Origin of the sequence: Panacagrimonas perspica (assembly GCF_004364935.1) — a bacterium.
Classification (GTDB): Bacteria; Pseudomonadota; Gammaproteobacteria; order Nevskiales; family Nevskiaceae; genus Panacagrimonas; species Panacagrimonas perspica.
The window spans coordinates 142,684-167,433 of record NZ_SOBT01000008.1 but is presented as its reverse complement, the minus strand read 5'-3'; the positions used below and the strand labels follow the sequence as shown (position 1 = coordinate 167,433).

Annotated in this window: 19 protein-coding genes; 16 read left to right on the top strand and 3 right to left on the bottom strand. The window is 67.2% G+C overall.

Annotated features, from left to right (window positions below):
* The first annotated feature begins 105 nt into the window (after window positions 1–105).
* The 7 genes from DFR24_RS00845 (at window position 106) to DFR24_RS00815 (ending at window position 9,699) form a co-directional block, all read left to right on the top strand.
* Entirely contained in the window at window positions 106–1,464 is a 1,359-nt protein-coding gene (locus DFR24_RS00845; protein WP_133879463.1) for an adenylate/guanylate cyclase domain-containing protein, read from the top strand.
* A 128-nt stretch (window positions 1,465–1,592) separates the two neighbouring features.
* A complete protein-coding gene (locus DFR24_RS00840; protein WP_133879462.1) occupies window positions 1,593–2,507 on the top strand; it encodes an ABC transporter ATP-binding protein in 915 nt (304 codons plus the stop codon).
* Entirely contained in the window at window positions 2,488–3,999 is a 1,512-nt protein-coding gene (locus DFR24_RS00835; protein WP_162850955.1) for a phospholipase D-like domain-containing protein, read from the top strand. Before DFR24_RS00840 ends, DFR24_RS00835 begins: the two co-directional genes overlap by 20 nt.
* A gap of 14 nt (window positions 4,000–4,013) precedes the next feature.
* Window positions 4,014–4,781, top strand: a complete 768-nt coding sequence (locus tag DFR24_RS00830; RefSeq protein WP_133879460.1) for an ABC transporter permease — start codon at window positions 4,014–4,016, stop codon at window positions 4,779–4,781.
* A 63-nt stretch (window positions 4,782–4,844) separates the two neighbouring features.
* Window positions 4,845–5,066 (top strand): BolA family protein, encoded by a 222-nt coding sequence (locus DFR24_RS00825; RefSeq protein ID WP_133879459.1) that lies wholly within the window; start codon window positions 4,845–4,847, stop codon window positions 5,064–5,066.
* A gap of 134 nt (window positions 5,067–5,200) precedes the next feature.
* A complete protein-coding gene (gene murA, locus DFR24_RS00820; RefSeq protein ID WP_133879458.1) occupies window positions 5,201–6,469 on the top strand; it encodes a UDP-N-acetylglucosamine 1-carboxyvinyltransferase in 1,269 nt (422 codons plus the stop codon).
* Window positions 6,470–6,783: 314 nt separating this feature from the next.
* Window positions 6,784–9,699, top strand: a complete 2,916-nt coding sequence (locus DFR24_RS00815) for a C1 family peptidase (RefSeq protein ID WP_162850954.1) — start codon at window positions 6,784–6,786, stop codon at window positions 9,697–9,699.
* Between the two features lie 269 nt (window positions 9,700–9,968).
* Here the strand turns inward: DFR24_RS00815 and eutC are convergent, their stop codons facing one another.
* Entirely contained in the window at window positions 9,969–10,757 is a 789-nt protein-coding gene (gene eutC / locus DFR24_RS00810) for an ethanolamine ammonia-lyase subunit EutC (RefSeq protein ID WP_133879456.1), read from the bottom strand.
* Window positions 10,754–12,151, bottom strand: a complete 1,398-nt coding sequence (locus tag DFR24_RS00805; RefSeq protein ID WP_133879455.1) for an ethanolamine ammonia-lyase subunit EutB — start codon at window positions 12,149–12,151, stop codon at window positions 10,754–10,756. Before DFR24_RS00805 ends, eutC begins: the two co-directional genes overlap by 4 nt.
* 134 nt (window positions 12,152–12,285) lie before the next feature.
* Here DFR24_RS00805 and DFR24_RS00800 point away from each other — a divergent pair, with 134 nt between their 5' ends.
* Window positions 12,286–14,370, top strand: coding sequence for a prolyl oligopeptidase family serine peptidase (locus tag DFR24_RS00800; protein ID WP_133879454.1), 2,085 nt, complete (start codon window positions 12,286–12,288; stop codon window positions 14,368–14,370).
* Between the two features lie 90 nt (window positions 14,371–14,460).
* On the opposite strand, the gene DFR24_RS00795 is transcribed toward DFR24_RS00800, so the two are convergent.
* Window positions 14,461–15,441: a glycosyltransferase family 92 protein gene (locus DFR24_RS00795; RefSeq protein ID WP_133879453.1), complete on the bottom strand. Its 981-nt coding sequence runs from the start codon at window positions 15,439–15,441 to the stop codon at window positions 14,461–14,463.
* A gap of 181 nt (window positions 15,442–15,622) precedes the next feature.
* On the opposite strand from DFR24_RS00795, the gene hisG reads away from it, so the two are divergent.
* From hisG to DFR24_RS00755, 8 genes are all read left to right on the top strand, one after another.
* A complete protein-coding gene (gene hisG, locus DFR24_RS00790) occupies window positions 15,623–16,276 on the top strand; it encodes an ATP phosphoribosyltransferase (protein WP_133879452.1) in 654 nt (217 codons plus the stop codon).
* A 4-nt stretch (window positions 16,277–16,280) separates the two neighbouring features.
* Window positions 16,281–17,573 (top strand): histidinol dehydrogenase, encoded by a 1,293-nt coding sequence (gene hisD, locus DFR24_RS00785; RefSeq protein ID WP_133879451.1) that lies wholly within the window; start codon window positions 16,281–16,283, stop codon window positions 17,571–17,573.
* 167 nt (window positions 17,574–17,740) lie between these two features.
* Complete coding sequence (locus DFR24_RS00780) at window positions 17,741–18,607, top strand: carboxypeptidase-like regulatory domain-containing protein (RefSeq protein ID WP_133879450.1); 867 nt, start codon at window positions 17,741–17,743, stop codon at window positions 18,605–18,607.
* A gap of 156 nt (window positions 18,608–18,763) precedes the next feature.
* Window positions 18,764–19,999: an efflux RND transporter periplasmic adaptor subunit gene (locus DFR24_RS00775; RefSeq protein ID WP_133879449.1), complete on the top strand. Its 1,236-nt coding sequence runs from the start codon at window positions 18,764–18,766 to the stop codon at window positions 19,997–19,999.
* Between the two features lie 5 nt (window positions 20,000–20,004).
* Window positions 20,005–20,697 (top strand): ABC transporter ATP-binding protein, encoded by a 693-nt coding sequence (locus DFR24_RS00770; protein WP_133879448.1) that lies wholly within the window; start codon window positions 20,005–20,007, stop codon window positions 20,695–20,697.
* A gap of 13 nt (window positions 20,698–20,710) precedes the next feature.
* Entirely contained in the window at window positions 20,711–21,862 is a 1,152-nt protein-coding gene (locus tag DFR24_RS00765; protein ID WP_133879447.1) for an ABC transporter permease, read from the top strand.
* A gap of 14 nt (window positions 21,863–21,876) precedes the next feature.
* Window positions 21,877–23,067 (top strand): ABC transporter permease, encoded by a 1,191-nt coding sequence (locus tag DFR24_RS00760; RefSeq protein ID WP_133879446.1) that lies wholly within the window; start codon window positions 21,877–21,879, stop codon window positions 23,065–23,067.
* 443 nt (window positions 23,068–23,510) lie between these two features.
* On the top strand, window positions 23,511–24,749 hold the full coding sequence (locus tag DFR24_RS00755) for a GGDEF domain-containing protein (RefSeq protein WP_133879445.1): 1,239 nt from the start codon (window positions 23,511–23,513) through the stop codon (window positions 24,747–24,749).
* Window position 24,750: the final 1 nt, after the last annotated feature.

Below are 24,750 nucleotides of genomic sequence, written 5' to 3'. Positions count from 1 at the left end.
TCCCGACCCGCTGGTGTGACGCACGTCCCGCTGGCCTGCGCGAAGCACCGCCGCGGACCCCGCAATCTATCTTCGTTGCAGCCTGCACTGGCGTACAGTCCGGGCATGCAGTTAATCGACCGCTTCAGCTCATATGTCGCCTGGCCGGTCAGCCGGAAGATCGTGCTGCTGGGCATGCTGGGCGTGGCGGTCACACCCCTGGCGGGGGTCGTCAACGCGGTCGCCCACGCGTTCGCCGAACACTCGGTGATGCGCGTCGGGATGATCAGCGGCTACATCGCGATCTGGACGGTCTTCCAGGTGCTGAGCACGCTGCCCGCGATCGCCGAGGCCCGCGCCGGACGCGAGGGCCGGCGCGCCGCCTATCTTTTCGTCGTGGTGCAGTCGATCTTCATGGTCGGACTGCTGCAGCTGTTCGGCATCATGAGCTCGCCGATGGTCGCGGTGTTCCCGGCGCTGGTGATCCTGTGGACGCTGTGCCTGGACGAGCGCCTCGGCTTCTGCGGCATGGCGGTGATGAGCGGACTGATCGTCGTGGTCGGCGTGCTCGAGGCCTACGGGGTGCTGCCGCATGCGCCCTTGCTGCGCGACCGCACGCTGGACTCGCAGAGCAGCGGCGTCTGGTTCGGCACCGTGCTGTTCCACATCCTGCTGCTGCTGTCGGTCTGCCTGTCGCTGTGCGTGCTGTTCCTGGCCAGCCGGCGCCTGCAGGATCAGCGCCTGCGCGAGGCGGGCGCCGCGATCACCGAAGCCAACCGGCTGATCCGGCGCTACGTGCCGGCGCAGTTGGCCGACCAGATCCTGGCCGGCGCCTATGAAGAGGCTTCGAAACCCCGGCGTCGACGCCTGAGCATCGTGTTCATCGACATCGAGGGCTATACGGCCGCTTCGGAAGCCTTGTCCGGCGAGGTGCTCGACTGCGTCCTCAATCGCTATCTCGAGGAGATGATGGCCATCGCCGACCGCCACGGCGCCACCGTCAACCAGATCATCGGCGACGGCCTGCTGGTGTTCTTCGGCGCGCCCAACGTCACCAACGATCGCGACCATGCGCTGCGCGCGGTGCGCATGTCGCTGGAAATGCAGCAGCGCGCCCAGCAGCTCGCGGCGCTGTGGCAGGAGCACGGCTGGTCGCGGCCGTTCCGGCTGCGCATCGGCATCAATACCGGCGAGGCCAGCGTCGGCGACTTCGGGCCGCCGGGGCGCAAGCTGTATTCGTGCATCGGCCTGCAGACCAACCTCGCCGAGCGCATCCAGTCCGCCTGCGAGCCCGGCCACGTGCTGATGCACGAGAGCACCTGGACGCTGGTGCATCGCTTCTTCGCCTGCCGTCCCCGCGGCCGCGCCGTGTTCAAGGGCGTCACCGAGCCGGTGCCGGTCTTCGAGGCCATCTGCGAGCGCGAACCGGCGATCGCCGATCCATGCGCGCCGGTGCCGGTCACGCTGCCTTCGGCCGGCATCTAGGGACAGCCCCGTAGCCCGGGCGAAGCCCGGGGTTGCGCTCCGTGTTCGAGGGGAAGCCCGGGCTTCGCCCGGGCTACGGTTGTCGATCGAGCCAGCGACGGTCCGCGGGTCCGTATAATCCGCGGCCCATGACCCCCTCCTCCCAGGAAGCGCTGCTGATCGACGGCGTCGCCAAGTCCTACGGCAAAGTCGAGGCGCTCAAGGGCGTCAGTTTCTCGATCCGGCGCGGCGAGTTCTTCGGCCTGCTCGGACCCAACGGCGCCGGCAAGTCGACGCTGATCAACATCATCGCGGGCCTGGTGCGGTACGACCGCGGCATCGTGCGGGTGATGGGTCACGACACGGTCGGCGACTTCCGTACCGCGCGGCGCATGCTCGGCGTGGTCCCGCAGGAACTCGTGTTCGACCCCTTCTTCAAGGTCGTCGACATGCTGCGCATCCAGGCCGGCTACTACGGCTGCGGCCGCGAGAACTGGCCGTGGATCGACGAGATGCTCGAACGCCTCGAGCTCGACGACAAGCGCAACACCTCGATGCGCGCCTTGTCCGGCGGCATGAAGCGGCGCGTGCTGATCGCGCAGGCGCTGGTGCACAAGCCGCCGCTGGTGATCCTCGACGAGCCCACCGCCGGCGTCGACGTGGAGCTGCGCCGCACCTTGTGGGCCTTCATGCGCGATCTGCACGCCAAGGGCACGACGGTGGTGCTGACCACGCACTACCTCGAAGAAGCGCAGGAGATGTGCGAGCGGATCGCGATCATCGATCACGGCGAGGTCCGCGCGCTGGAGACGACCGCGCAGCTGCTGGCGCGCCATCCGTTCCGCTTTCTGCGCATCAAGCTCGCCGAGGGCAGTTCGCTGCCCGAGGACATGCGGGAGCTGGTCGCCAGCGAAACGAACGGCACCGTCGAACTGCGGCTGGAAACGGCCAGGCATCCGATCGGCAGCGTGTTCGAGAAGCTGCGCCGCGCAGGCGTCGCCATCGAGGATGTCCACACGCGCGACCCGGATCTCGAGGACATCTTTGTCGAGCTCACGAGCTAGCCGCGGGATTCGCCTCGTCGGTTTCGCACTGGCGGCGGCCTGCATCGCAGGCTGTGCCTCGCTGCCCAACGCGGACAACATCCCGACCGAGGGCGTCGAGTGGATCCGTACCGTGGCGCCCGGCTGCGAGCCGCCCTCGGCCGAATCCGCGCTGCGCCAGGCGGTGGGCGACGACCCCGCGGCGCTCGACTTCGCGCGGCGCGTCGGCGGCCTCGAGACCGTGGTGACGCGCCGACCGATGGTGGCCGGCAACTCGGTGCACCTGCTGATCGATGGTCCGGCCACGCACACCGCGCAGCTCGAGGCCATCCGCAGCGCCAAGCACCACGTTCACCTCGAGGTCTACATCCTGACCGACGAGAAGATCGGCCAGGAGTACGCCGAGGCACTGGCCGAGCGGGCGCGCGCCGGCGTGAAGGTGCGCCTGATGTTCGACGGCGTGGGCGCGCTCGGCGCGGGCGCGAAGTACCGCGATGAACTGCGCAAGGAGGGCGTCGAGATCGAAGAGATCAACAGCGTCAACCCGCTCAAGGAGCCGCGCGTCTGGCGCCTCAACCGCCGCAGCCATCGCAAGCTGCTGGTCGTCGACGGGCGCGTCGCCTTCACCGGCGGCGTCAACATCATGGACGAGTATTCCGAGTCCTCGCCGGGCAGCGCTGCCACCGCCAGTTCCGGCTCGCGCGGTTCCTCCGGCGGCAGCAGTTCGGGCAGCGGCGGCAAGGGTCGTCCGTCGCCTCACCTCGGCTGGCGCGACACCCACATCCAGGTCGAAGGGCCGGCCGTCGCCGAATTCCAGCGCGAATTCCTGCGCGCCTGGGAAAGCGGCAAAGGTCAGATCCAAGTCTCGCCAGAATACTGGCCGGCCAATCCGCCGCGCGGCGACAACCTGATGCGCGTGGTGAGCAACGAAGGCGCCGACTTTCTCGGGCTCGCACTCGGCGTGCCGCAGGAACTCGTCAACAAGCTGCTGCGCAAGCGCAAACGATCCAACCCCATCTACCTGTCGTACTTCTCGGCCATCCAGGAATCGAGGAAGCGCGTCTGGCTGACGCAGGCCTACTTCGCGCCCGACGACGACTTCGTCGATCTGCTGGGCGAAGCGGCGAAGCGCAACGTCGACGTCCGCCTGATCGTGCCCGGACAGTCGGACGTGGGCCTGCTGCCGCTGGCGGCGCGCCACTACTACAAGCGCCTGCTCAAGGCCGGCGTCAAACTCTACGAATACGAGCCGGTGATGATCCACGCCAAGACCGCCGTCATCGACGGGGTATGGTCGACGGTGGGCTCGAGCAATCTCGACTTCCGCAGCTTCATCCACAACGACGAGGCCAACGCCATCGTCATGGGCCGCGCCTTCGGCGGCGAGATGGAGACGCTGTTCGAGCAGGACTTGTCGCATTCCACGCAGGTCACGCTGGAGCAATGGCAGCAGCGTCCCTGGCTCGACCGCCTCAAGGAATCCGGCGCCGCCGCCGTGAAGTACTGGATCTGATCCCCGAACGAACGATGTCCGCCAATACCCTGGGTTTCCGGACCCTGCTGAAGAAAGAAGTCATGCGTTTCTGGTCCGTTCTGGCCCAGACCGTGACCGCCCCGGTGATCACCGCGGTGCTCTACCTGCTGGTGTTCGCGCAGGCGATGGGCAGCCGCCCCTCCGCCTACGAGGGCATCAGCTACACGCAGTTCCTGCTGCCGGGCCTGATCATGATGGCGGTGCTGCAGAACGCCTTCGCCAACACGAGCTCGTCGCTGATCCAGAGCAAGATGATGGGCAACATCGTGTTCCTGCTGATGTCGCCGCTGGGCGCGTTCGAATGGTTCGGCGCGTACGTGCTCGCCGCGCTGTTCCGCGTGACCCTGGTGGCGATCACGATGCTCGTCGTCACCGCACCGTTCGTGCATTTGCCGTTCGAGGCGCCGCTGGTGGCCATCGCGCACTTCCTGCTCGCTGGCGGCAGCCTTGCGGTGCTCGGGCTGATCGCGGCGATCCTGGCGCAGAAGTTCGACCACATCGCCACGTTCACCAATTTCTTCATCACGCCGCTGTCGTTCCTCTCGGGCGTGTTCTACTCGGTGCACTCGCTGCCGCCGCTCTGGTACACCGTGTCGCACGTGAATCCGTTCTTCTACATGATCGACGGCTTCCGCTACGGCTTCTTCGGCCACGCGGACGTGTCGCCGGCGATGAGCCTGGCCTGGAGCGGCGGGTTCTTCCTGGCCACGTCGGCGTTCTGCCTGTTCCTGCTCGGCCGCGGCTACCGGCTGCGCAACTGATCGGCGGAACCGCCACGGATACGCCCGGCCCCCTACAATCCGCCGCCTTCTGAGGACGATGCGATGACCAAAGACCAGATTCGTGACCTGATCCAGGCCGGCCTGCCCAACGCGCAGGTCGACGTCCGGGGCGACGACGGCCAGCATTTCGAGGCCGTGGTGATCTGCCCCGATTTCGCCGGCAAGATGCCGATCGCGCAGCACCGGATGGTCTACGCCACGCTCGGCGACAAGATGGGCCGCGACATCCACGCGCTGCAGCTCACGACCCGCGCTGCACCGTAATTGCACGACCCTGCCGTCACCCCGGCACCGGCCCTCGTCATCCTGAGCGCATCCGGGCTCACGCCCCCGGTTCCGGAATAACCCGCCGGGCTGCACAGCTCCTATCGCTCCACCGCTTCTTCCCCGACGGACCCATGGACAAATTCATCATCGAGGGCAACGGCCCGCTCAACGGCGAGATCGACGCTTCCGGCGCCAAGAACGCCGCGCTGCCGATCCTCTGCGCGGCACTGCTCAGCGACGAACCGCTGCACGTCACCAACGTGCCCAAGCTGTGGGACATCGGCACGACCAAGAAGCTGCTTTCGCAGATGGGCGTGGACGTGCAGCATCCGAGCGAGCACGAGTGGGTGATCGACGCCAAGCCCATCACCACCTGCGTTGCACCGTACGAGCTGGTGCGCACGATGCGTGCGTCGATCCTCGTGCTCGGCCCGCTGCTGGCCAAGCGCGGCGAAGCCCATGTGTCGCTGCCCGGTGGCTGCGCCATCGGCGCGCGCCCGGTGAACCTGCACCTGATGGGCCTCGAGGCCATGGGCGCGGAGATCAAGCTCGAAGGCGGTTTCATCCACGCCAAGGCGACGCGCCTCAAGGGCGCGCACATCGTGTTCGACACGGTCACCGTCACCGGCACCGAGAACCTGATGATGGCCGCCGTGCTCGCCGACGGCGACACCGTGCTGGAGAACGCAGCACGCGAACCCGAGGTCGTGGACCTGGCGCGCTGCCTGCGCGCGATGGGCGCGCAGATCGAGGGTGACGGCAACACGACGATCCGCATCCGCGGCGTGAAGGACCTGCACGCGGCCAGGCACCGCGTCATCGCCGATCGCATCGAGACCGGCACCTACCTGGTCGCCGGCGCCGCCACGCGCGGCAAGGTGCGCGTCAACAAGACCGACCCGTCGATGCTCGACGCCGTACTGGTCAAGCTGCAGCAGGCCGGCGCCAAGGTCTCGACCGGCGTCGACTTCATCGAAGTGGACATGCAGGGCCAGCGGCCCAAGGGCATCAACATCCACACGATGCCGCACCCGGGTTTCCCCACCGACATGCAGGCCCAGTTCATGGCGATGAACTGCCTGGCCGAAGGCACCAGCACGATCCGCGAGACGATCTTCGAGAACCGTTTCATGCACGCGCAGGAGCTGCTGCGCCTGGGCGCCGACATCCGCATCGAAGGCAACACCGCGATCATCACCGGCAAGGAGCGCCTCGCGGCCGCCCCGATCATGGCCACCGACCTGCGTGCCTCGGCGAGCCTGGTCATCGCCGCGCTCGCCGCCGACGGCGAGACCTTCATCGACCGCATCTACCACATGGATCGCGGCTACGAGAACATCGAAGGCAAGTTCGCGGCGCTGGGTGCGCGGATGAAGCGCGTGGGCAAGCTGATCTCCTAGCTTCCTCGCATCGAGGCCATTTCACCGCAAAGGCGCAAAGGGAAAAGAAAGGACGCAAAGAAAAACGGCGAAGAAGGAAAAGCACGCACCGCTGGTCATCTTGATTCGATCCGCATCTCCGCGTTGCGGTAGCCACTCGCTTCAATTCCTTACCTTTGCGTCCTTTCTTTTCCCTTTGCGCCTTTGCGGTAATTGTCGGCCCTTCGAAAGTCTCCACCCCCGAAGCCTCACGTGACCCCGCGCACGCCGGCCGATTGACCTGAGCCGCGCACAGCCGGAGTCTCTGACCCTCAATGCCAACGGGGGGAGAGACCTTGGCCACGACCATCATCGTTCCCGGTGCGCCCGCCAGTGCGGCGCTGAAGGCGGTCAAGGCCGCGCTCAAGCGCGAACTCGGGGCCGACATCGCGCGCTTCCCCAAGTGCACCGATCCGGCGTTCGGCCACGGCCCGCAGTGCGTGGCCGCGGTACGTGAACTGCAGTCGCGACGTGGGCTGGTCGCCGATGGAGTGATCGGTCCGCAGACCCTCTTGGAGCTCGGCCTGGACCGTGGATGGCCGGCGCTGCCGCCGGGCCTGGGCATCGCCGTCGTGCAGCAGATGTTTCCGTACACGCGGCGCTCGAACATCGAACGCTATCTGCCGTACGTGCTCGCGGCGCTGCGCGCGGTCGCGCCCGGCGCGAAAACGGGCCGCGTGCCGGCTGAGATCGTGCTGTCGGCGCTCGCGACGATCCGGGCGGAGACCGAAGGCTTCATCCCGCTCACCGAGGGCCGTTCGAAGTACAACACCGAACCCGGCCAGGCGCCGTTCGGCCTCTACTACACGAAGCTGGGCAAGACGCTGGGCAACCAGAGCCTGTCCGATGCGCAGAACTACTGCGGCCGCGGTTTCATCCAGCTCACCGGGCGCAGCAACTACCAGCGCTTCGGCAAGCTCGTCGGCGTCGACCTGCTGGCGCAGTTCGAACTGGCGAACAGCCCGGAGGTGGCGGCCAGCCTGCTGGCGGAATTCATCGCGGCCAAGGCCGACAAGCTGCTCGCGAGCCTGCGCAGCACGCCGCCGGACTTTCGCGCCGCACGCCGCGTCGTGAACGGCGGCAGCCACGGACTCGATCGCTACAGCGAGGCCTACGGCCTGGGCATGGCCGCGCTCGATAACGTCGCAGCAACCACGCCGCGCGCCGGTGCGAGCAAGCGCAAGCGCGCACCGAAGACCCAGCCGGCGGCCGCGAAGACGACGCACCGCCTGCGCGCCAAGCCCGATCCGCTCGACCTGCGTGACCGTCCCTACCAGCCCCGCGTCAGTCCGCTGCCGTTCGAATACCCGCCGCCGGACCAGCTCGCGCGCCACCTCGTGCACTACGTGAAGCGCACCGGGCTGCTGCGACACCAGGGCAGCGAATGCTCCTGCACCGGCTTTGGCCTGGCCTGCGTCGTCAACTTCCAGCGCTGGGTGCTGGCCGGCGCACCGGCGCGCAAGTTCGAATCGGTGAGCCCGCGCATGCTCTACGAGATGTCGCGCCGCTACGACGAATACGAAGGCGAGGACTACGAGGGCTCGTCATGTCGCGGCGCGATCCGCGGCTTCCACCAGAACGGCGTCTGCAGCGAGGCGCACTGGCCCTACGAACCGAGTCGTCCGACGCAGCCGGTGGCCGACTGGGCCGAGCGCGCACGCGAGGTCACGCTGGGCGTCTACTACCGCGTCGACACCAAGGTGATCGCCGACCTGCAGGCCGCGATCGTCGAGGCCGGCGCGGTGTTCGTCTCCACGCGCACGCACGCCGGCTGGGCGAGCCTGCCGACCAGGACCATCGACGCGAAATTCAAGCTCGCGAAGCTGCCGACGCTGCAGTGGCCTTCGGCGCACGACGGCAATGGACATGCCTTCGCGCTGGTCGGTTTCGACCGCGACGGTTTCATCCTGCAGAACTCCTGGGAAGCGGATTGGGGCGCCAACGGCTTCGCCCGCATCCGCTACACCGACTGGCTCGAGAACGCGATGGATGCCTGGGTGCTGTCGCTCGGCGTGCCGGGCGTGCTGCCACGCGAGGTCAACCTGCGGCGCTTCAGCGATGCCGGCGACGGCACGGCCAGCGCCGGTTCGCTCGATGCGCGCCGCTACACCGTGCAGATGGGCAACGACGGCCGCGTCGACAGTTTCTACGCCGGCGACGAGCGGCTGCGCACGCTGGGCGGACAGGCCGGTGAACTGCCGGCCGCGTGGTTCGCGCAGAACACGCCCGCCGGCAAGCCGTGGAAGCTGGTGCTGTACGCCCACGGTGGCCTGACGAGTCTCGAAGACGCGCAGCGCAAGACCGCGACGCTGGCGCCGTACTTCCTCGGCAACGGTCTCTACCCGCTGGTCCTGGCCTGGAAGACCGGCGGTTTCGAAACCCACGAGCACATCCTCGAGGACGCGTGGAACAAGCTCGCGCGGGAGGGCACGCCTCGCGCCGGCGGCATGGGCGACAAGCTGCGCGAGGCGCGCGACGCCGCTGTCGAGAACGTCGCGCGCGGCCCGGTCCGCGCGCTGTGGAGCGAGATGAAGGAGAACGCGCGGCGTTCCGCGCAGGAACGCCACGGCCTGGACCTGCTCGCACGCGCCCTGGAAGACCTCGTGAAGCGCTGCCCGTCGACGCTCGAACTGCACCTGGTCGGCCACTCCGCCGGCTCGATCCTGCTCGGCCATCTGATCCGCCGGCTCGAGAAGGGCAAGGAGCTGAAGCCGACGAGCATCCATCTCTACGCGCCGGCCTGCACCGTGGCCTTCGCCAACGACATCTACGAACCCTGGTCCGACATCACCTGGCTGCACCTGCTCAGCGATCGCGCCGAACTGGCGGACAAGGTGTCGTCGGCGTACGGCAAGTCGCTGCTATTCCTGGTGGCCAACGCGCTCGAGGCCGACCGGCAGACGCCGATCCTCGGTCTGGCGCGCAGCTTCGATCGCCGCAGCAACGGGCGCTGGAACGGGCTGGCCGACACGCTGCACTCGCTCAACCGGCTGCAGCAGGAGTGGCCGCTGGACAAGAACGGCGCGCATCCCCGCATCGTGATCCACGATGCGCCGGTGATCACGCGCGTCGATGCTGCCGGCCAGGCGTTGAAGACCGAACCACCGTGGCACGGCGCGTTCGACAACGACGTCGTGACACTGACCCATGTGCTCACGCAGATCATCGGGAGCAAGCCGAAGCTGCCGGTGCTCGATCTTCGGAACGGCTGAACCCCGTAGTCCAGGTGAACCCCGGGTTGCGCTGCGTATTGCGAGGGGAGCCCCGGGTTTCACCCGGGCTACGGGGGCTGAATCGCCATAGCATGGCGCGTTCGCTGATGACGTCGGAACCCTGACCGCGTGCTCACGCAGATCATTGGAAGCGAGCGAAAGTTTCCGGTTTGGATCTCCGAAGCGTCCGAAGCCGGCAACATCGCGTAGCCCGGCGAAGCCCGGGGTTCCCCCTCGCAAACCGAGCGCAACCCCGGGCTTCGTCCGGGCTACGGGGACTCCCTTGGGGCGGCGAGGCGCTTGGCCAATGTGACCCCGCTGACGCCGGAGGCGTGGGCGGTACGAATCAACGCCTCGATCTGCGCGGCAGCCGTCTCGTAGCTCAGGCCCGCGCCGTGGATGTTCGAGATGCAGTTGCGCTGCGCATCACTGCGACCCACGCGCGGGTCGGCCGTGAGATACGCGCCCAGGCTATCGGGGGTGGACAGTCCCGGACGCTCGCCGATCAGGCTCACCGCGATACCCGCCCCGAGAAACTGCCCGACCTCGTCGGAGAGCGCCACGCGCGCCTGCGTGGCGATGACGATCGGCGCGACGCGCAGATCGGCAAGCTTGGGCTTCAGCGTGCGCAGCAAACGCGAGGCGTGGCTGTGCAGCGCCAGCGCAGACAGGCCGTCGCTCAACACGAAGACCAGGTCCGGCTTTTCTCGCGGAATCGCTGCCAGCTTCTTGTTCGATTCGTCGTCGAGCCGGCGTCCCCAGTCCGGCCGCGCGAGAAAGGCGGTGCGCGTCGTCGCGGCGCTGGTGACCTCGATCGCCGTCCAGCCATCGGCCGCCAACTCTTCCCGAAGCTTCGCGACATCGAGCTCCGCGTGCACCGCGTCGCGTGCACGGGCGTGGGCCACGCCGAACGACATCACCTCGCGCGTCGGAAGACTCACGCCACTGCGGCCCAGCGCGACTCTCGCCGGCGTCAGGCCCGCGAGTTCCGCCCAGGCCGGCGACGGCTCGATGACGCCGGGCACCGGCACCGCGAGCGGCTTCTTCTGATCGCTCATGCGCTGCGTCCGTCGACGAAAGCACGCAGGTCGCTCAGCGCCGCCATGCGGCCATCCGCGATCGGCGTGCCGGTGGCGTCGACGATGCCCTGCTTCTCGAGCCAGGCTTCGAACTCGGGCGCCGGCCGCAATCCCAGCGCACGACGCACATACAGGGCGTCGTGGAAGCTGGTCGATTGATAGTTGAGCATCACATCGTCGGCGCCGGGCACGCCCATGATGTAGTTCACGCCGGCCGTGCCGAGCACCGTCAGCAGCGTGTCCATGTCGTCCTGGTCCGCCTCGGCGTGGTTGGTGTAGCAGACGTCCACGCCCATCGGCAGCCCCATCAGCTTTCCGCAGAAGTGATCCTCCAGCGCCGCGCGCAGTATCTGCTTGCCGTCGTACAGGTACTCGGGCCCGATGAAGCCGACGACGGTGTTGACGAGCAGCGGCTCGAACTCGCGCGCAACGGCGTACGCGCGGGCTTCCAGCGTCTGCTGATCGATGGCGTGATGCGCACCGGCGGACAGCGCACTGCCCTGCCCGGTCTCGAAGTACATCACGTTGTCGCCCACGGCCCCGCGACGCAGCGATCGTCCGGCGTCATGTGCTTCGCGCAGCAGCGCCAGATCGATACCGAAGCTGCGATTCAGGCCTTCAGTTCCGCCGATGGACTGGAACACCAGATCCAGCGGAAGACCCGCCTCGATCGCCGCGATCTGGCGCGTCACGTGCGCCAGCACGCAGGACTGCGTCGGAATCTCGAAGCGGGCGATCAGCTCGTCGAGCAGGCGCCACAGCGGAGCGAGGCGTTCGGGTTCGTCGCTCGCCGGGTTGATGCCGATGCACGCATCGCCGCAACCGAACATCAGGCCATCCAGGATGGATGCCGCAACGCCGCGTGCATCGTCGGTGGGGTGATTGGGCTGCAGGCGTACCGACAGCACGCCGGCGCCGCCGAGCGTGTTGCGAAAGCGCGTCGCCACCCGGACCTTGCGCGCGGTCAGCACCAGATCCTGGTTGCGCATCAGCTTGCTCACGGCGGCCAGCATCTCGGGCATCAGTCCCGGCGCGAGCGCATTCAGCACGGCGCCGTCGACGGCATCCGACAACAGCCAATCGCGGAACGCGCCGACGTCGAGGCTGGCGATCGGCTGGAAAGCAGCGCGATCGAAGCGATCGCAGATCAGGCGCGTGACTTCGTCGTCTTCGGCCGGGATCAGCAGTTCTTCGCAGAAGCGAAGCAGCGGCACCTCGGCGAGCGCGAGCCGCGCGGCCATGCGCTCTTCGGCGCTGGCGCTGGCGATGCCAGCGAGATGATCGCCCGAGCGCTCGGGCGAGGCCTTGGCCAGCAGCTCGCCGAGGCTCTCGAAGCGATATCCGCGAACACCGATGCGGGAGGTGTAGGCCATGGAACATTGTGTCCGTAATTGGACGACGGGGAACAGCGGCGACGATCTCGGGGTGCGGCAATGGCGCATTCCCGCGGTTTGCTACGCAAGCGCCTTGCCCGCTACCGTCGACCGATCTTCTCCGGGGGTCGATCATGAGGTTCCTGCACACCGTCGCGGCCGCGCTCCTGCTGGTGCTGTCGGCATCCGCCGGCCACGCCGCGGAGTCCGCCGATCCCTACCTGTGGCTCGAGGACGTCGAGGCCGCGAAGTCGCTCGACTGGGTCCGTGCGCGCAACGCGATATCGCAGAAGGAACTCGAGGCCTCGCCCGATTTCACGCCGATCTACGATCGCCTGCTCGCCATCTACGACTCCAACGCGCGGATTCCCGCCGTCTCGCTGCGCGATGGCTGGCTCTACAACTTCTGGAAGGACGCGCAGCACCCGCGCGGCCTGTGGCGTCGCACCCGGCCGGACGAGTACCGCAAAGCCACACCGCGCTGGGAGACCGTGCTGGATCTCGACGCGCTGTCGACGTCGGAAAAGGAGAACTGGGTCTGGAAGGGTGCGGAATGCCTGTATCCGAAATATCACCGCTGCCTGCTGAAACTGTCGCGCGGCGGCGCCGATGCGCACGTCCTGCGCGAATTCGACACGGGTACGCGCCGCTTCGTCGCCAAGGGTTTCGAACTGCCGGAGGGCAAGCACGAGATCGTCTGGCGCAACGTGGACAGCGTGCTGGTCGCCACCGACACCACGCCCTCGGATCTCACCTCGTCGGGATATCCGCGGATCGTGCGCGAATGGAAGCGCGGCACGGCGCTGCCGGCGGCGCGCGTCGTCTACGAAGCCAAGGTCGAGGATGTCGCCGTCGGCATCGACGTTCAGAACGAGCCGGGGCGGCAGCGTGAAATCGTGCAGCGCGCAATCACGTTCTTCGAGTTCGAGTACTTCCTGCGCTCGGGGGAGCATCTGGCGAAGCTCGACGTTCCCGTCGACGCCGACCTGAGCCTGTTCCAGGACCAGTTGCTGCTCCAGTTGCGCAGCGACTGGGAGATCATCGGCCATCGTTACGTGGCCAACAGCCTGATCGCGATTCCGCTGGTCGCGTTCATCGAGGGTCAGCGCAGGTTCGACATCCTGTTCGCGCCCAGCGAGAAAGTTTCGCTGATCGGCTATTCGAAGGTCCGCAGCGGTCTGCTGCTCAACCAGCTCGACCGAGTGCGCGGCCGCGTCACCGAGATGAGGTACGCCCGTGGCCGCTGGAGTGCGCGGCCGGTGGCGGTGCCCGAGTTCGGCGAGGCCGAGGCGGCGGCGCTCAACGACGAGGAGTCCGACAGCTACCTGCTGACCACCGAGAGCTTCACTTTGCCAACGCGCCTTCTCGACGGCGTGCTGGGCCGCGACGGGCACCGCACGCTCAAGCAGCTCCCCGCGTTCTTCAAGGCGGACGGTATCGAGGTGGAGCAGCGCGAGGCCGTCTCGAAGGACGGCACGAAAGTCCCCTACTTCCAGGTCGGCCGCGCCGGCATGAAGACCGACGGCAGGAATCCGACGCTGCTGTACGGCTACGGCGGCTTCGAGATCGCGCTGACGCCGGGCTATCACGCGGCCGTCGGCGCGGCCTGGCTGGAGCGCGGCGGCACCTTCGTCCTGGCCAACATCCGCGGCGGCGGCGAGTTCGGCCCGCCCTGGCACCAGGCGGCGGTGCAGCAGAACCGCCAGCGCGCCTACGACGACTTCGCCGCCATCGCGCAGGACCTGATCCAGCGCGGCGTGACGTCCCCGCGGCACCTGGGCATCCAGGGCGGCAGCAACGGCGGCCTGCTGATGGGCGTGGCCATGACCCAGCATCCCGAACTGTTCGGCGCGGTCGTCTGCCAGGTTCCGCTGCTCGACATGCGCCGCTATCACCTGCTGCTGGCGGGTGCGAGCTGGATGAGCGAGTACGGGAACCCGGACGACCCGGCGCAATGGGAATACCTGTCGCGCTACTCGCCGTACCAGAACCTGCGGCCCGGCGTGAAATACCCGAACGCGCTGATCACGACATCGACGCGCGATGATCGTGTGCACCCGGCGCACGCGCGCAAGATGACGGCGCGCCTGCTCGAGCTGGGCCAGCCGGTGCTGTACTACGAGAACATCGAAGGCGGCCACGGCGGCGCGGCGAACAATCGGCAGAAGGCCTACATGGATGCGCTGTCGTACAGCTTTCTGTGGAAGCAATTGCGCTAACCGTAGCCCGGACGTTGAATTTCGCGAAGCGAAAGAGCGGGGTTCTCCTCGAATACGGAGCGCAATCCCGGACTTCGTCCGGGCTACGGGTTATGCGGCCCTGGCGGCGGCGAAGTCGAAAGTGCGCGGCCGCAGCGCCGAAGACTCCACCGCATTCAGCCACGCGAACCCATCGAGCACGTGATCGATCGCATGGTCCTCGACCGCCAGTGCCTCGATGGCGTCGAGCATCCGCGTCTTCGACGCCGCGTTGCCGTTCCACATCGGCCCGCGCGCGTCGGTACCGGCGATCTTGCGCGCAAAATCCTCGCGCGCCTTCGAGAAATAATGGTTGTATCGAATGACGTCCACGCTCAGCGCTTCGGGCTGATCGTAAGGACGGTGGCGCAGCGGCACGCCATGCTCGGTATACGCGCGCGCCGCGTCGCCGCGCAGCTCGAACCAGTGCACGCTGGGCACCGCGGCCACGCGCTCGGGCCGCACGAAGCACTTGGTGTTCATCAGCGCGACGACCTCGCGCTGCCGCTCCATCGGCACGCCCATGCGGAAGTTGCGCAGCACGCTGCCGGCCGGACGCACCAGATGGCCCGCAGTCCCGAAATTGACGCCCGCCACGCACAGCGCCGGCAGGTGTTCGCGCGGATGCAGGACATCGCGTAGCTGCGCACGATGGGTGGGAAACACGAACTCGTCGACGTCGAAGAAACCCATCCAGGTCGTGCGCGGACCGAAGTTGGCCAGCGCATGCGCGAAGGCGGCGCGCTGCTGGTTCATCCAGTACGAGAAGTTCTGCCAGGGGATGAGCTGCACGATGCCGCTGCGGACGTAAGGCTCCAGCACCCGGACGGTGTGGTCGGTGCTGCCGTTATCGTAGAGCACGAACCGGTCGACGCCGACGTGCCGGTGGAATTCGATCCATTCGGGCAGGAAGTCGGCCTCGTTCTTGATGGCCGCGGCGAACACCAGGTAGTGCTCGCGCGCGGCCGGCGCGACCGGCTCCGGCAGGCGTACGACCTTCCATGAGGCGCCCGCCGCGATCGATCCGCGAATCATCTTCCACGTGCGACGCATCGGCGGCCCGGACTGGCTAGGTGACGGGCGCGATGATGGTTAGCCGGCTCTGACAAATCCGTGAATGCAGGGGCCCCGGTCGATTCATGATCGGCTCCATCCGGGCGGGCCGGACGATCACGCCGCGCCACGGGTCCATTCCCCGCTAGAATTGCGCCCCTTTTGACGCTCCGCGGTCCTCATGACCTCGCTCACGCTGGCCCTCTCCAAGGGCCGCATCCTCGAAGATTGCCTGCCGATGCTCGACCGCCTCGGCCTTGCGCCGGCCGGCGACATCGATCGCCTGCTGCGCGTGCCGTCGCGCGATCCGAACCTGCACTTCCTGATCATCCGCCCCACTGACGTGCCGACGTACGTCGAGCACGGCGCGGCCGACCTGGGAATCGTCGGCAAGGACGTGCTGATGGAGCACGGCGGCGAGGCGTTGTACGAGCCGATGGACCTGGATATCGCCAAGTGCCGGCTGTCGATCGCCGTCGTCAAGGGTTCGCCGTTCGACCGGCCGCCCGGCACGCCGACGACGCTGCGCCGCCGCGTGCGCGTGGCCACCAAGTACCCCGAGATCACGCGCCGCTTCTTCGCCGCCCGCGGCGAACAGGTGGAGATCATCAAGCTCTACGGCTCGATGGAGCTGGCCCCGCTGGTGGGCCTGGCCGACCTGATCGTGGACCTGGTCGCCACCGGCAACACGCTCAAGGCCAATGGTCTGGTCGAGACCGAGATCATCTGCCAGGTCAGTTCGCGCGTCGTCGTCAACAAGGCCTCGATGAAGATGAAGCACGCCGCGCTGCGCGACCTGCTGGCGCGGCTGCAGACGCTCAGGGCGGCGGCCTGAGGCCATGAAGACGAACCGTCTCGACACGGCGGACGCCGATTTCGACGAGCGGCTCGGGCGCCTGCTGGATCGCGCGCCGACGCAGGACCCGCAGGTCACGCAGGCGGTCGAGCGCATCGTCTCCGACGTGCGCACGCGCGGAGACGCGGCGCTGCTGGAGGCCACCAACCGCTTCGACCGCTCCGCCTGGAACTCGGCGGCGCAGCTCGAACTGGGCCGCGCGGAACTCGAAGCCGCATGGCTCGGCCTGTCGGCCGAGCTGAAGGCCGCGCTGGAGCAGGCGCATGCCCGGATCCGCGCGTACGCGGAACGCCAGCCCCTGCAGCCCTTCGAATTCGGCGACAGCCACGGCAATCGCCTGGGCCAGCGCATCACGCCGCTGGATCGCGTCGGCATCTACGTTCCGGGCGGCAAGGCGGCCTATCCGTCCTCGGTGCTGATGAACGCGGTGCCCGCGAAGGTCGCCGGCGTCCCTGAAATCATCATGGTGGTGCCCACGCCCAACGGCGAAACCAACGCCGCGGTGCTCGGCGCCGCGTATCTCGCGGGCGTGGATCGCGTGTTCCGCATCGGCGGTGCGCAGGCCGTGGCGGCCTTGGCCTACGGCACGCAGAGCGTCCCCGCGGTGGACAAGATCGTCGGGCCCGGCAACGCCTACGTGGCCGCGGCCAAGCGCATCGTGTTCGGCCAGGTCGGCATCGATTCGATCGCAGGGCCTTCGGAGATCGTCGTCATCTCGGATGCCGGCAGCGACCCGCGCTGGATCGCGATGGACCTGTTCAGCCAGGCCGAGCACGACGAGGACGCGCAGTCGGTGCTGATCTCGCCCGACGCGGCCTTCCTCGAAAAGGTGTCGGATGCGATGGACGAGCGCGTCACCACCCTTCCGCGTCACGAGATCGTGCGCGCGTCGATCGGCAATCGCGGCGCGCTGATCAGGGCGCGCTCGCTCGAGGAGGCGGTGGACGTCTCCAACCGCATCGCGCCCGAGCATCTCGAACTGGCGGTGGACGATCCGCGCGCGCTGCTCGATCGCGTCCGTCACGCCGGCGCCGTCTTTCTCGGCCGCCATACGCCCGAAGCCTTCGGCGACTACTGCGCAGGTCCGAACCACGTGCTGCCGACATCGCGTGCCGCACGTTTCTCCAACCCGCTGGGCGTCTACGAATTCCAGAAGCGCACGAGCCTGATCGAGTGCTCGCCGGATGGCGCACGGGTGATGGCGAAGATCGCCGGGACCATCGCGGACGCCGAAGGCCTGCAGGCCCACGCCGCCTCGGCACGCGATCGCGCGTAACGCGTAGCCCGGGCGTCGAATTTCGCGAAGCGAAAGAGCCGGGGCGCGCTGCGCATGCGAGGGGAATCCCAGACTTCGCCGGGGCTACGGGCCGCGGTCTCGGCCGCCCTTTTCCGACCGCTGCTCCACCATTTGAATTGAGTCGTCCGACTGCCACACTCCCCCGCATGCGCCTACGAATCGCCCTTGCCGCCCTCGCCGTCCTGCTCGCCGGCTGCGAGCCTTCGTTCAACGTCGATCTCGTCGCCACGCCGCTGGCCGACGAGGACGCCAAGGTCACGCTGCGGCTCGAAGGCGTGGAGCTGCGCAAGACCGACGGCAACACCGACAAGCTGACGCGCAGCTCCACCGGCGTGTACCTGGTGGACTCGACGGTCGATCCGGTTCCAGAAGACCTGCTGTCCGACAGCAAGATCGACGGCGGTCGCTACGACGGTTTCAAGCTGCTGCTGGCGGACGACGACGACTTGGGCGAAGTCACCCGCCCGGGACGGCCGGACGAAGCGATCGAGGCCGGTACGGCCACCGTGCTGTTCTCGCCGGTGTCCTTCAACATCGACAAGGACGACGACAAGACGACATCGCTGGTCGTCGCACTCGACCTGGTGCTGTCGCTTTCCGAAAAGGAGGACGAGGCCGGCTTCACGCTGGACCCGCTGATCCGCGTGATGGAGGTCGGCGACGCCTCGAGCGTGAGCGGCAATATCCCGGCCTCACGATTCTCCGACGCCGCCTGCCGTACGGGCACGGCCTTGGTCTATGCGTTCGCCGGACGCGACATCGAACCGGATGAGCGCGACGGCGCGGGCGTGGAGCCCTACGCCACGGCACCCATCGTACGCCGCGGTACCGGAGCGGCCGGCAGCTATCTGCTCGACTATCTTCCGCCCGGCGACTACACGCTCGCATTCACCTGCGAGGGCCAGTTCGAGAACGGCCGCCTGCCGTCGGAGGACGAGGACATCGACTTCTTCGAGGGCGCCAATGTGAAGCTCGAAACCGGCGAAAGCGTGCGCGTCGACTTCGATACCTGAGCAACAGACGTAGCCCGGGCGAAGCCGGGGGGTCCCCTCGCAGATGGCGCGCGACCCCGGGCTTCGCCCGGGCTACGGGGCCACGGGATTGCGGCGCATTGGGAAAGCCCACCTGAAGCTGCCAAGCTAGCCAGACTTTCTTTCCGAAACGTTTCGATGCAAGACAAGTCGGCGCTGCTCGGCAGCCTCAAGATCGACCGCGGCCCGCTCGAGGAACCGTCTTCCGGAAAAGGCCGCCTCGTCGCGATCGTCGTGGTGATCGCATTGCTCGTGGGCCTCGGTGGATGGTTCCTGCGCCCGGACCCGGCCATCCCCGTCACGACGACGACGGCCCGCGCTCAGGGTTCGGGCGCTGCCGGTGCCGGTTCGGTGCTCGATGCGTCGGGCTATGTCGTCGCACGCCGCCGCGCCACGGTTTCGTCGAAGGTCACCGGCAAGGTCGTCGAGCTGATGATCGAGGAAGGCACTCGCGTGGAGCAGGGCCAGGTGCTGGCGCGCATCGACGATTCGAATCTGCGCGCGCAACTGGAGCTGTCGCGTTCGCAGATGGAAGCCTCGAAGGCGCAGCTCACCGAAGTGCAGGTGCAACTCGTCGAGGCCGACCGCAATCTCAAGCGCACGAAGGAGCTGGCGGGGCGTCAGCTGCTCAGCCAGTCGGCGCTCGACAACGCACAGGCCAATGCCGACTCGCTGCGCGCACGTCTGGAGAGCACGCGCCGCAACGTCACCGTCTCCGAACGCAGCGTCTCCGTGCAGCAGCAGGAACTCGACGACACGATCGTGCGCGCCCCGTTCGCCGGCGTGATCACCGTGAAGAACGCGCAGCCCGGCGAGATGATCTCGCCGCTGTCCGCCGGCGGCGACGGCACCCGCACCGGGATCGGCACGCTGGTCGACATGGAATCGCTGGAAGTCGAAGTCGACGTCAACGAGAACTTCATCAATCGCGTGCATGCCGGCCAGGAGGCTCAGAGCACGCTCAATGCCTATCCGGACTGGAAGATCCCGTCCGAAGTCATCGCCGTGATCCCGACGGCCGATCGCAGCAAGGCCACCGTGAAAGTCCGCATCGCGCTGAAGGTGAAAGATCCCCGCGTGCTGCCCGACATGGGCGCGCGCGTCAGCTTCATGGCCGAGAAAGCCGACGACAGCGGCAAGCCGGCGCGTCCGATCGTGCTGGTCGACAAATCGGCGGTGAACCGCGGGGCCCAGGAGGCGGTCGTCTTCATGCTGCGCGGAGAGACCGCCGAGCGGCGCGCGGTGACGCTGGGCGACACCCGCGGCAACGACATCGAGGTGACGGCCGGCCTGTCCGGCGGCGAGACGCTGGTGATCGGCGATTTCGCGAAGCTCGCCGATGGCGCGAGGGTCGCGGTCAAGACCAAGGAGTAGTGAGCATGGCTGAAACGCTGATCGCGCTGGACCGGATCTCGAAGCACTACGTGCGCGGCAAGGAGAAGATCGAAGTCCTGCACGAGCTTTCGCTGAACATCGAACAGGGCGACTTCCTTGCACTGATGGGACCTTCGGGTTCCGGCAAGACCACGCTGCTCAATCTGATCGGCGGGCTCGATCAGCCCAGCGCCGGCACGATCACCGTGTCCGGCCAGCGCATCGACACCTTGTCCGGTGGACGTCTCGCGCAGTGGCGCGCGCGCAACGTCGGCTTCGTCTTCCAGTTCTACAACCTGCTGCCCGTGCTCACCGCCGCCCAGAACGTGGAGCTGCCGCTGCTGCTGACCCACCTTTCGAAGTCCGAGCGAGCGCGCCGCGTGCAGATCGCACTGACCGTGGTGGGGCTCGAGGATCGCGCCAAGCACAAGCCGTCCGAGCTTTCCGGCGGCCAGGCGCAGCGCGTCGCCATCGCCCGCGCGCTCGTCGCCGATCCGACCTTGCTGGTCTGCGACGAACCCACCGGCGATCTCGATCGCAAGACCGCCGACGAAGTGCTCGGGCTGCTGCAGACGCTGAATCGCGAACACGGCAAGACCCTGATCATGGTCACTCACGATCCGCGCGCTGCCGAATACGCCGGCCATCAGCTGCACATGGACAAGGGCCGGCTGATCGAAGCAGGCGCGCAGGCATGAGCGAAACACGCCGATGAAATTCTTTCCGCTGCTGTGGGCCACGTTGTGGCGCCGCAAGCCGAGAACGATCTTCACGATGCTGTCGATCGTCGTGGCCTTCCTGCTGTTCGGCCTGCTGCAGGCGGTAAACGTCGCTTTCAACCAGGGCGTGGAGATGTCGGGCGCCGACCGCCTGATCACGCACGGCAAGTATTCGTTCACCGAAATCCTGCCCTACGGCCACTACCAGCAGATCCGCTCGGTGCCCGGCGTGGACAAGGTCTCGCATGCGACGTGGTTCGGCGGGCGGTATCAGAGCGAGGCGAATTTCTTCCCGATCATGCCGGTCGATCAGGAGACCTATTACGACGTCTATCCCGAGTTCGTCGTCGCGGACGATCAGGTCGCGACGTTCAAGCGCGAGCGCACGAGCTGCATCGTCGGTCGCGGATTGATGGAGAAGTTCGGCTGGAAGATCGGCGACACGATTCCGATCCAGGCCACGATCTGGCCGAAGAAGGGCGGCAGCAACGCCTGGGAATTCCAGCTCGTCGGCGTCATGGACGCACGCGACGAGACGATGAAGGGCCAGGAGGACTTCATGGTCTTCCGATGGGATTACTTCGACGAGGCGCGCGCGTTCGGCCAGGGCACCGTGGGCTGGTACAACGTCAAGGTCGCCAATCCGGCCGAGGCTGAAACGGTCGGCCGTTCGATCGACAAGCTGTTCGCGAACTCGCCGAAGGAAACGCTGACCGAAACCGACAAGGCCTTCAACGCCGCCTTCATCAAGCAGTTCGGCGACATCCAGTTCCTGATCGCATCGATCATCGGCGCCTCGTTCTTCAGCCTGATCATCATCACCGGCAACACGATGATGCAGTCGGTGCGCGAACGCGTGCCCGAGCTCGCCGTGCTCAAGACGATCGGCTTTCGCGATGGCGGCGTGCTGGCGCTGGTGCTGGCGGAGTCGGCGCTGCTGTGCCTGATCGCCGCCGTGATCGGCGTGCTGTTGTCGACGTTCGCATCGGGATTCCTGAAGCCCTTCCTGCCGGGGCTCGAGGTCAACCTCGGCGTCTGGACGCTCGCGCTCGGCGCGGCCATCGTTCTTGCGCTGGTGGTCGGCGCGATTCCGTCGCTGCGCGCAATGCGGCTGAACATCGTCAACGCCCTGTCGGGCCACTGAGCCGAGAATCCGCCATGGCCAGCGCCTTTGCCCAGGTGACCGCCGTCACCGCCCTGAATCTGCGCACCGTGCCGTCGCGCCTGGGACCGTCGATGGTGATCGTCATCGGCATCGCCGGCGTGGTCGGCGTGCTGGTGGCCTTGCTCGCGATGGCCGAGGGTTTTCGCGCGACGCTCTCGTCGACCGGGCGTGCCGATCGCGTGCTGGTCCTGCGGGGCGGCGCCAACGACGAACTCTCCAGCGTGATCTACCGCAGCCAGGTGCCGACCATCGAACAGGCGCCAGGCATCCGCAAGGACGCGGACGGCAAGCCGATCGCAGCCGCGGAAGTCTTCATGCTGACCAGCCTGCCGCGGCGCGGCGCCACCGATCCGACCAACGTGGTGGTTCGAGGCACTCAGCCCAACGTGCTGGCTGTGCGCCCCGAGGTGCGCATCGTCGAGGGCCGGATGTTCAATTCCGGCATGCGCGAGATCATCGCCGGCCGCGGCGCGGCGGCCGAGTTCGAGGGGCTGACGATCGGCGGCAGCGTGGCGGTGCGCGGCGACGGCTGGAAGGTCGTGGGCATCTTCGAGTCCGGCGGCAACGTGCACGAGTCGGAGATCTGGACCGATGCCGAGGCGATCATGTCGGCGGCCAATCGCGGCGCGCCGACCTCGGTGATCGCGCAGCTCGAATCGGAGAGCCAGCTGCAGCCGTTCAAGGATTTCCTGACCAAGGATCCGTCGATGACGGTGGACGTGCTGTCCGAGCCGAAGTACTACGCGTCGCGCTCGAAGATGCTGTCGAACCTGATCAACGGACTGGGCTACTTCGTTGCCGTGGTCATGGCGATCGGTGCGCTGTTCGGCGCGCTGAACACGATGTACGCCGCGGTGTCGACGCGCAGCGTCGAGATCGCGACGCTGCGTGCGCTTGGATTCGGTGCCGCGCCGGTGGTGGTCTCGATCATGCTCGAGGCGATCGTGCTGGCGCTGGCCGGAGGCATTCTCGGCGCCCTGATCGCGTTCGTGCTGTTCAACGGCTACACGATCTCGACACTCAACGGTCAGACTTTCAGCCAGGTCGCGTTCGATTTTCGCGTGACGCCGGCCCTGCTGGTCCAGGGCATCGTCTGGGCGGCCGTCATCGGGCTTTTCGGTGGGCTGTTTCCTGCGCTGCGCGCTGCGCGCATGCCGGTCGCCGAAGCCCTCCGGGCGGGCTGAGCGCACCACCAGGGTCTGCTCCTAAGGGTTCGCCCTCGTGCGATCTGCAGCAGAGGCCGGCAAATCACGGTCCGAACAAGGGCACTGATCCTTCGATCATTGCGTTTCGCCCGAATTCGGGCTCGAATGGTCCAAAATAGACCACGATTGTCACGTCGAGGGTCGCATCGATCACGGCGGTTTCCCGGCGCCGGCGCCGGCCCTTCCCCGAACCGCCATGGGCCCGACGCCGGGACACGGGCACAGATCCATCCGCGCGCGGCCCCATCAATTTCTTTACCCGACAATACTGTCATCTATGATCAACAGATCAGCGGCTTGTCGGCCCCGACCGAAGGCGCTGCGCGGGCACGCAGCGGGTGTTCGATACGGCCGAAACGTGACCTGTGATCCCGTTCACCCTTTCCTGGAAACAGCGGCACAGTTCTTGTGCGATCGAGTACATGCGACACGATTTCCTCGCCGATAACACGCTCGAGCCCAACGGCGTTCAAGCCGAACTGGACCGGCTGGACAGCGGGCGCGGAAGCGTGCCCCGGAGGTTGTCGCTGGCCTTCACGGGCAATCTGGAACCCGCCTTCCTGCGGCATCGCGCGGAATCGGTGGTGACCCTGCAGCGCCTGGCGATGATCATCGGGATGCTGCTGTACACGGGCTACTTCACCCACGACTTCTTCACCGCGCGAAAATTTTCTGATCCCCAGGTCTGGGGCCTCATGGTGGCGTTCGCGGTGCCGGGAAACCTGGCCCTCTTCATCGCGACGTTCCTGCGCGAATCCTGGCGCTACACGCTGATCGTCGCGCGCATCGGCGCGCTGTTCCACACCACCGGCATGCTGCTGCTCAGCGCCATGGCCGCCCACCGGGGCGCCGACATCCCGCTGGAATTCCTGATCATCCAGCTGCTCTACGACTTCTTCCTGCTCGGACTGGTGTGGTCGGAGGCCAACGTGCTGGCACTGCTGGCGGTCAGCACGGCGCCGATGCTGATGATGACCTTGCAGCGCAGTTCGCTCGAAGTCTTCGACTTCACGTTCTTCATCACCAGCGTCGCGATCCTCAGCAGCATCGGTTGCCATCTGCAGGAGCGCACGCAGCGCGTGGCCTGGTTGCGCGAGCAACTGCTGCAGTCGATGTCGGAGCGCGACCCCCTCACCGGCGCCTACAACCACCGCACGTTCTATTCGCGCGGCGACAAGCTGATTCGCCAGGCGCGCCGCGAAGGTCGAAACGTCGCGGTGCTGGGCGTGGACATCGACTACTTCAAGCGCTTCAACGACGTCTACGGACACCTTGCGGGTGACGAGTGCCTGCGCCAGGTCGCGAACATCGTGTTGGAACACGCGCGGCGACCGCTCGATCTGGCCGGCCGCCTCGGCGGCGAGGAGTTTGCAATCTTCCTCTACGACACCAATCGCGCAAGCGCCCTGTCGCGCGCCGAGGATCTGCGCGAAGCCGTGAAGGCCCTGCACATTCCCGGCAAGGTACGCATCACCGTGAGCATGGGCGTGGCCACCGCCACGCCGCTGGATTCGGTCACGATGGAAGCGATGGTCGGCCAGGCCGATGTCGCGCTCTACCGCGCCAAGCACGACCAGCGCGACTGCGTCCGCGAATGGGCCGACAACAAGGTGCGACCCTCGTTGCAGCTCGTGGGTGGCGGCTCCCCGCCCGCGGCCTGAA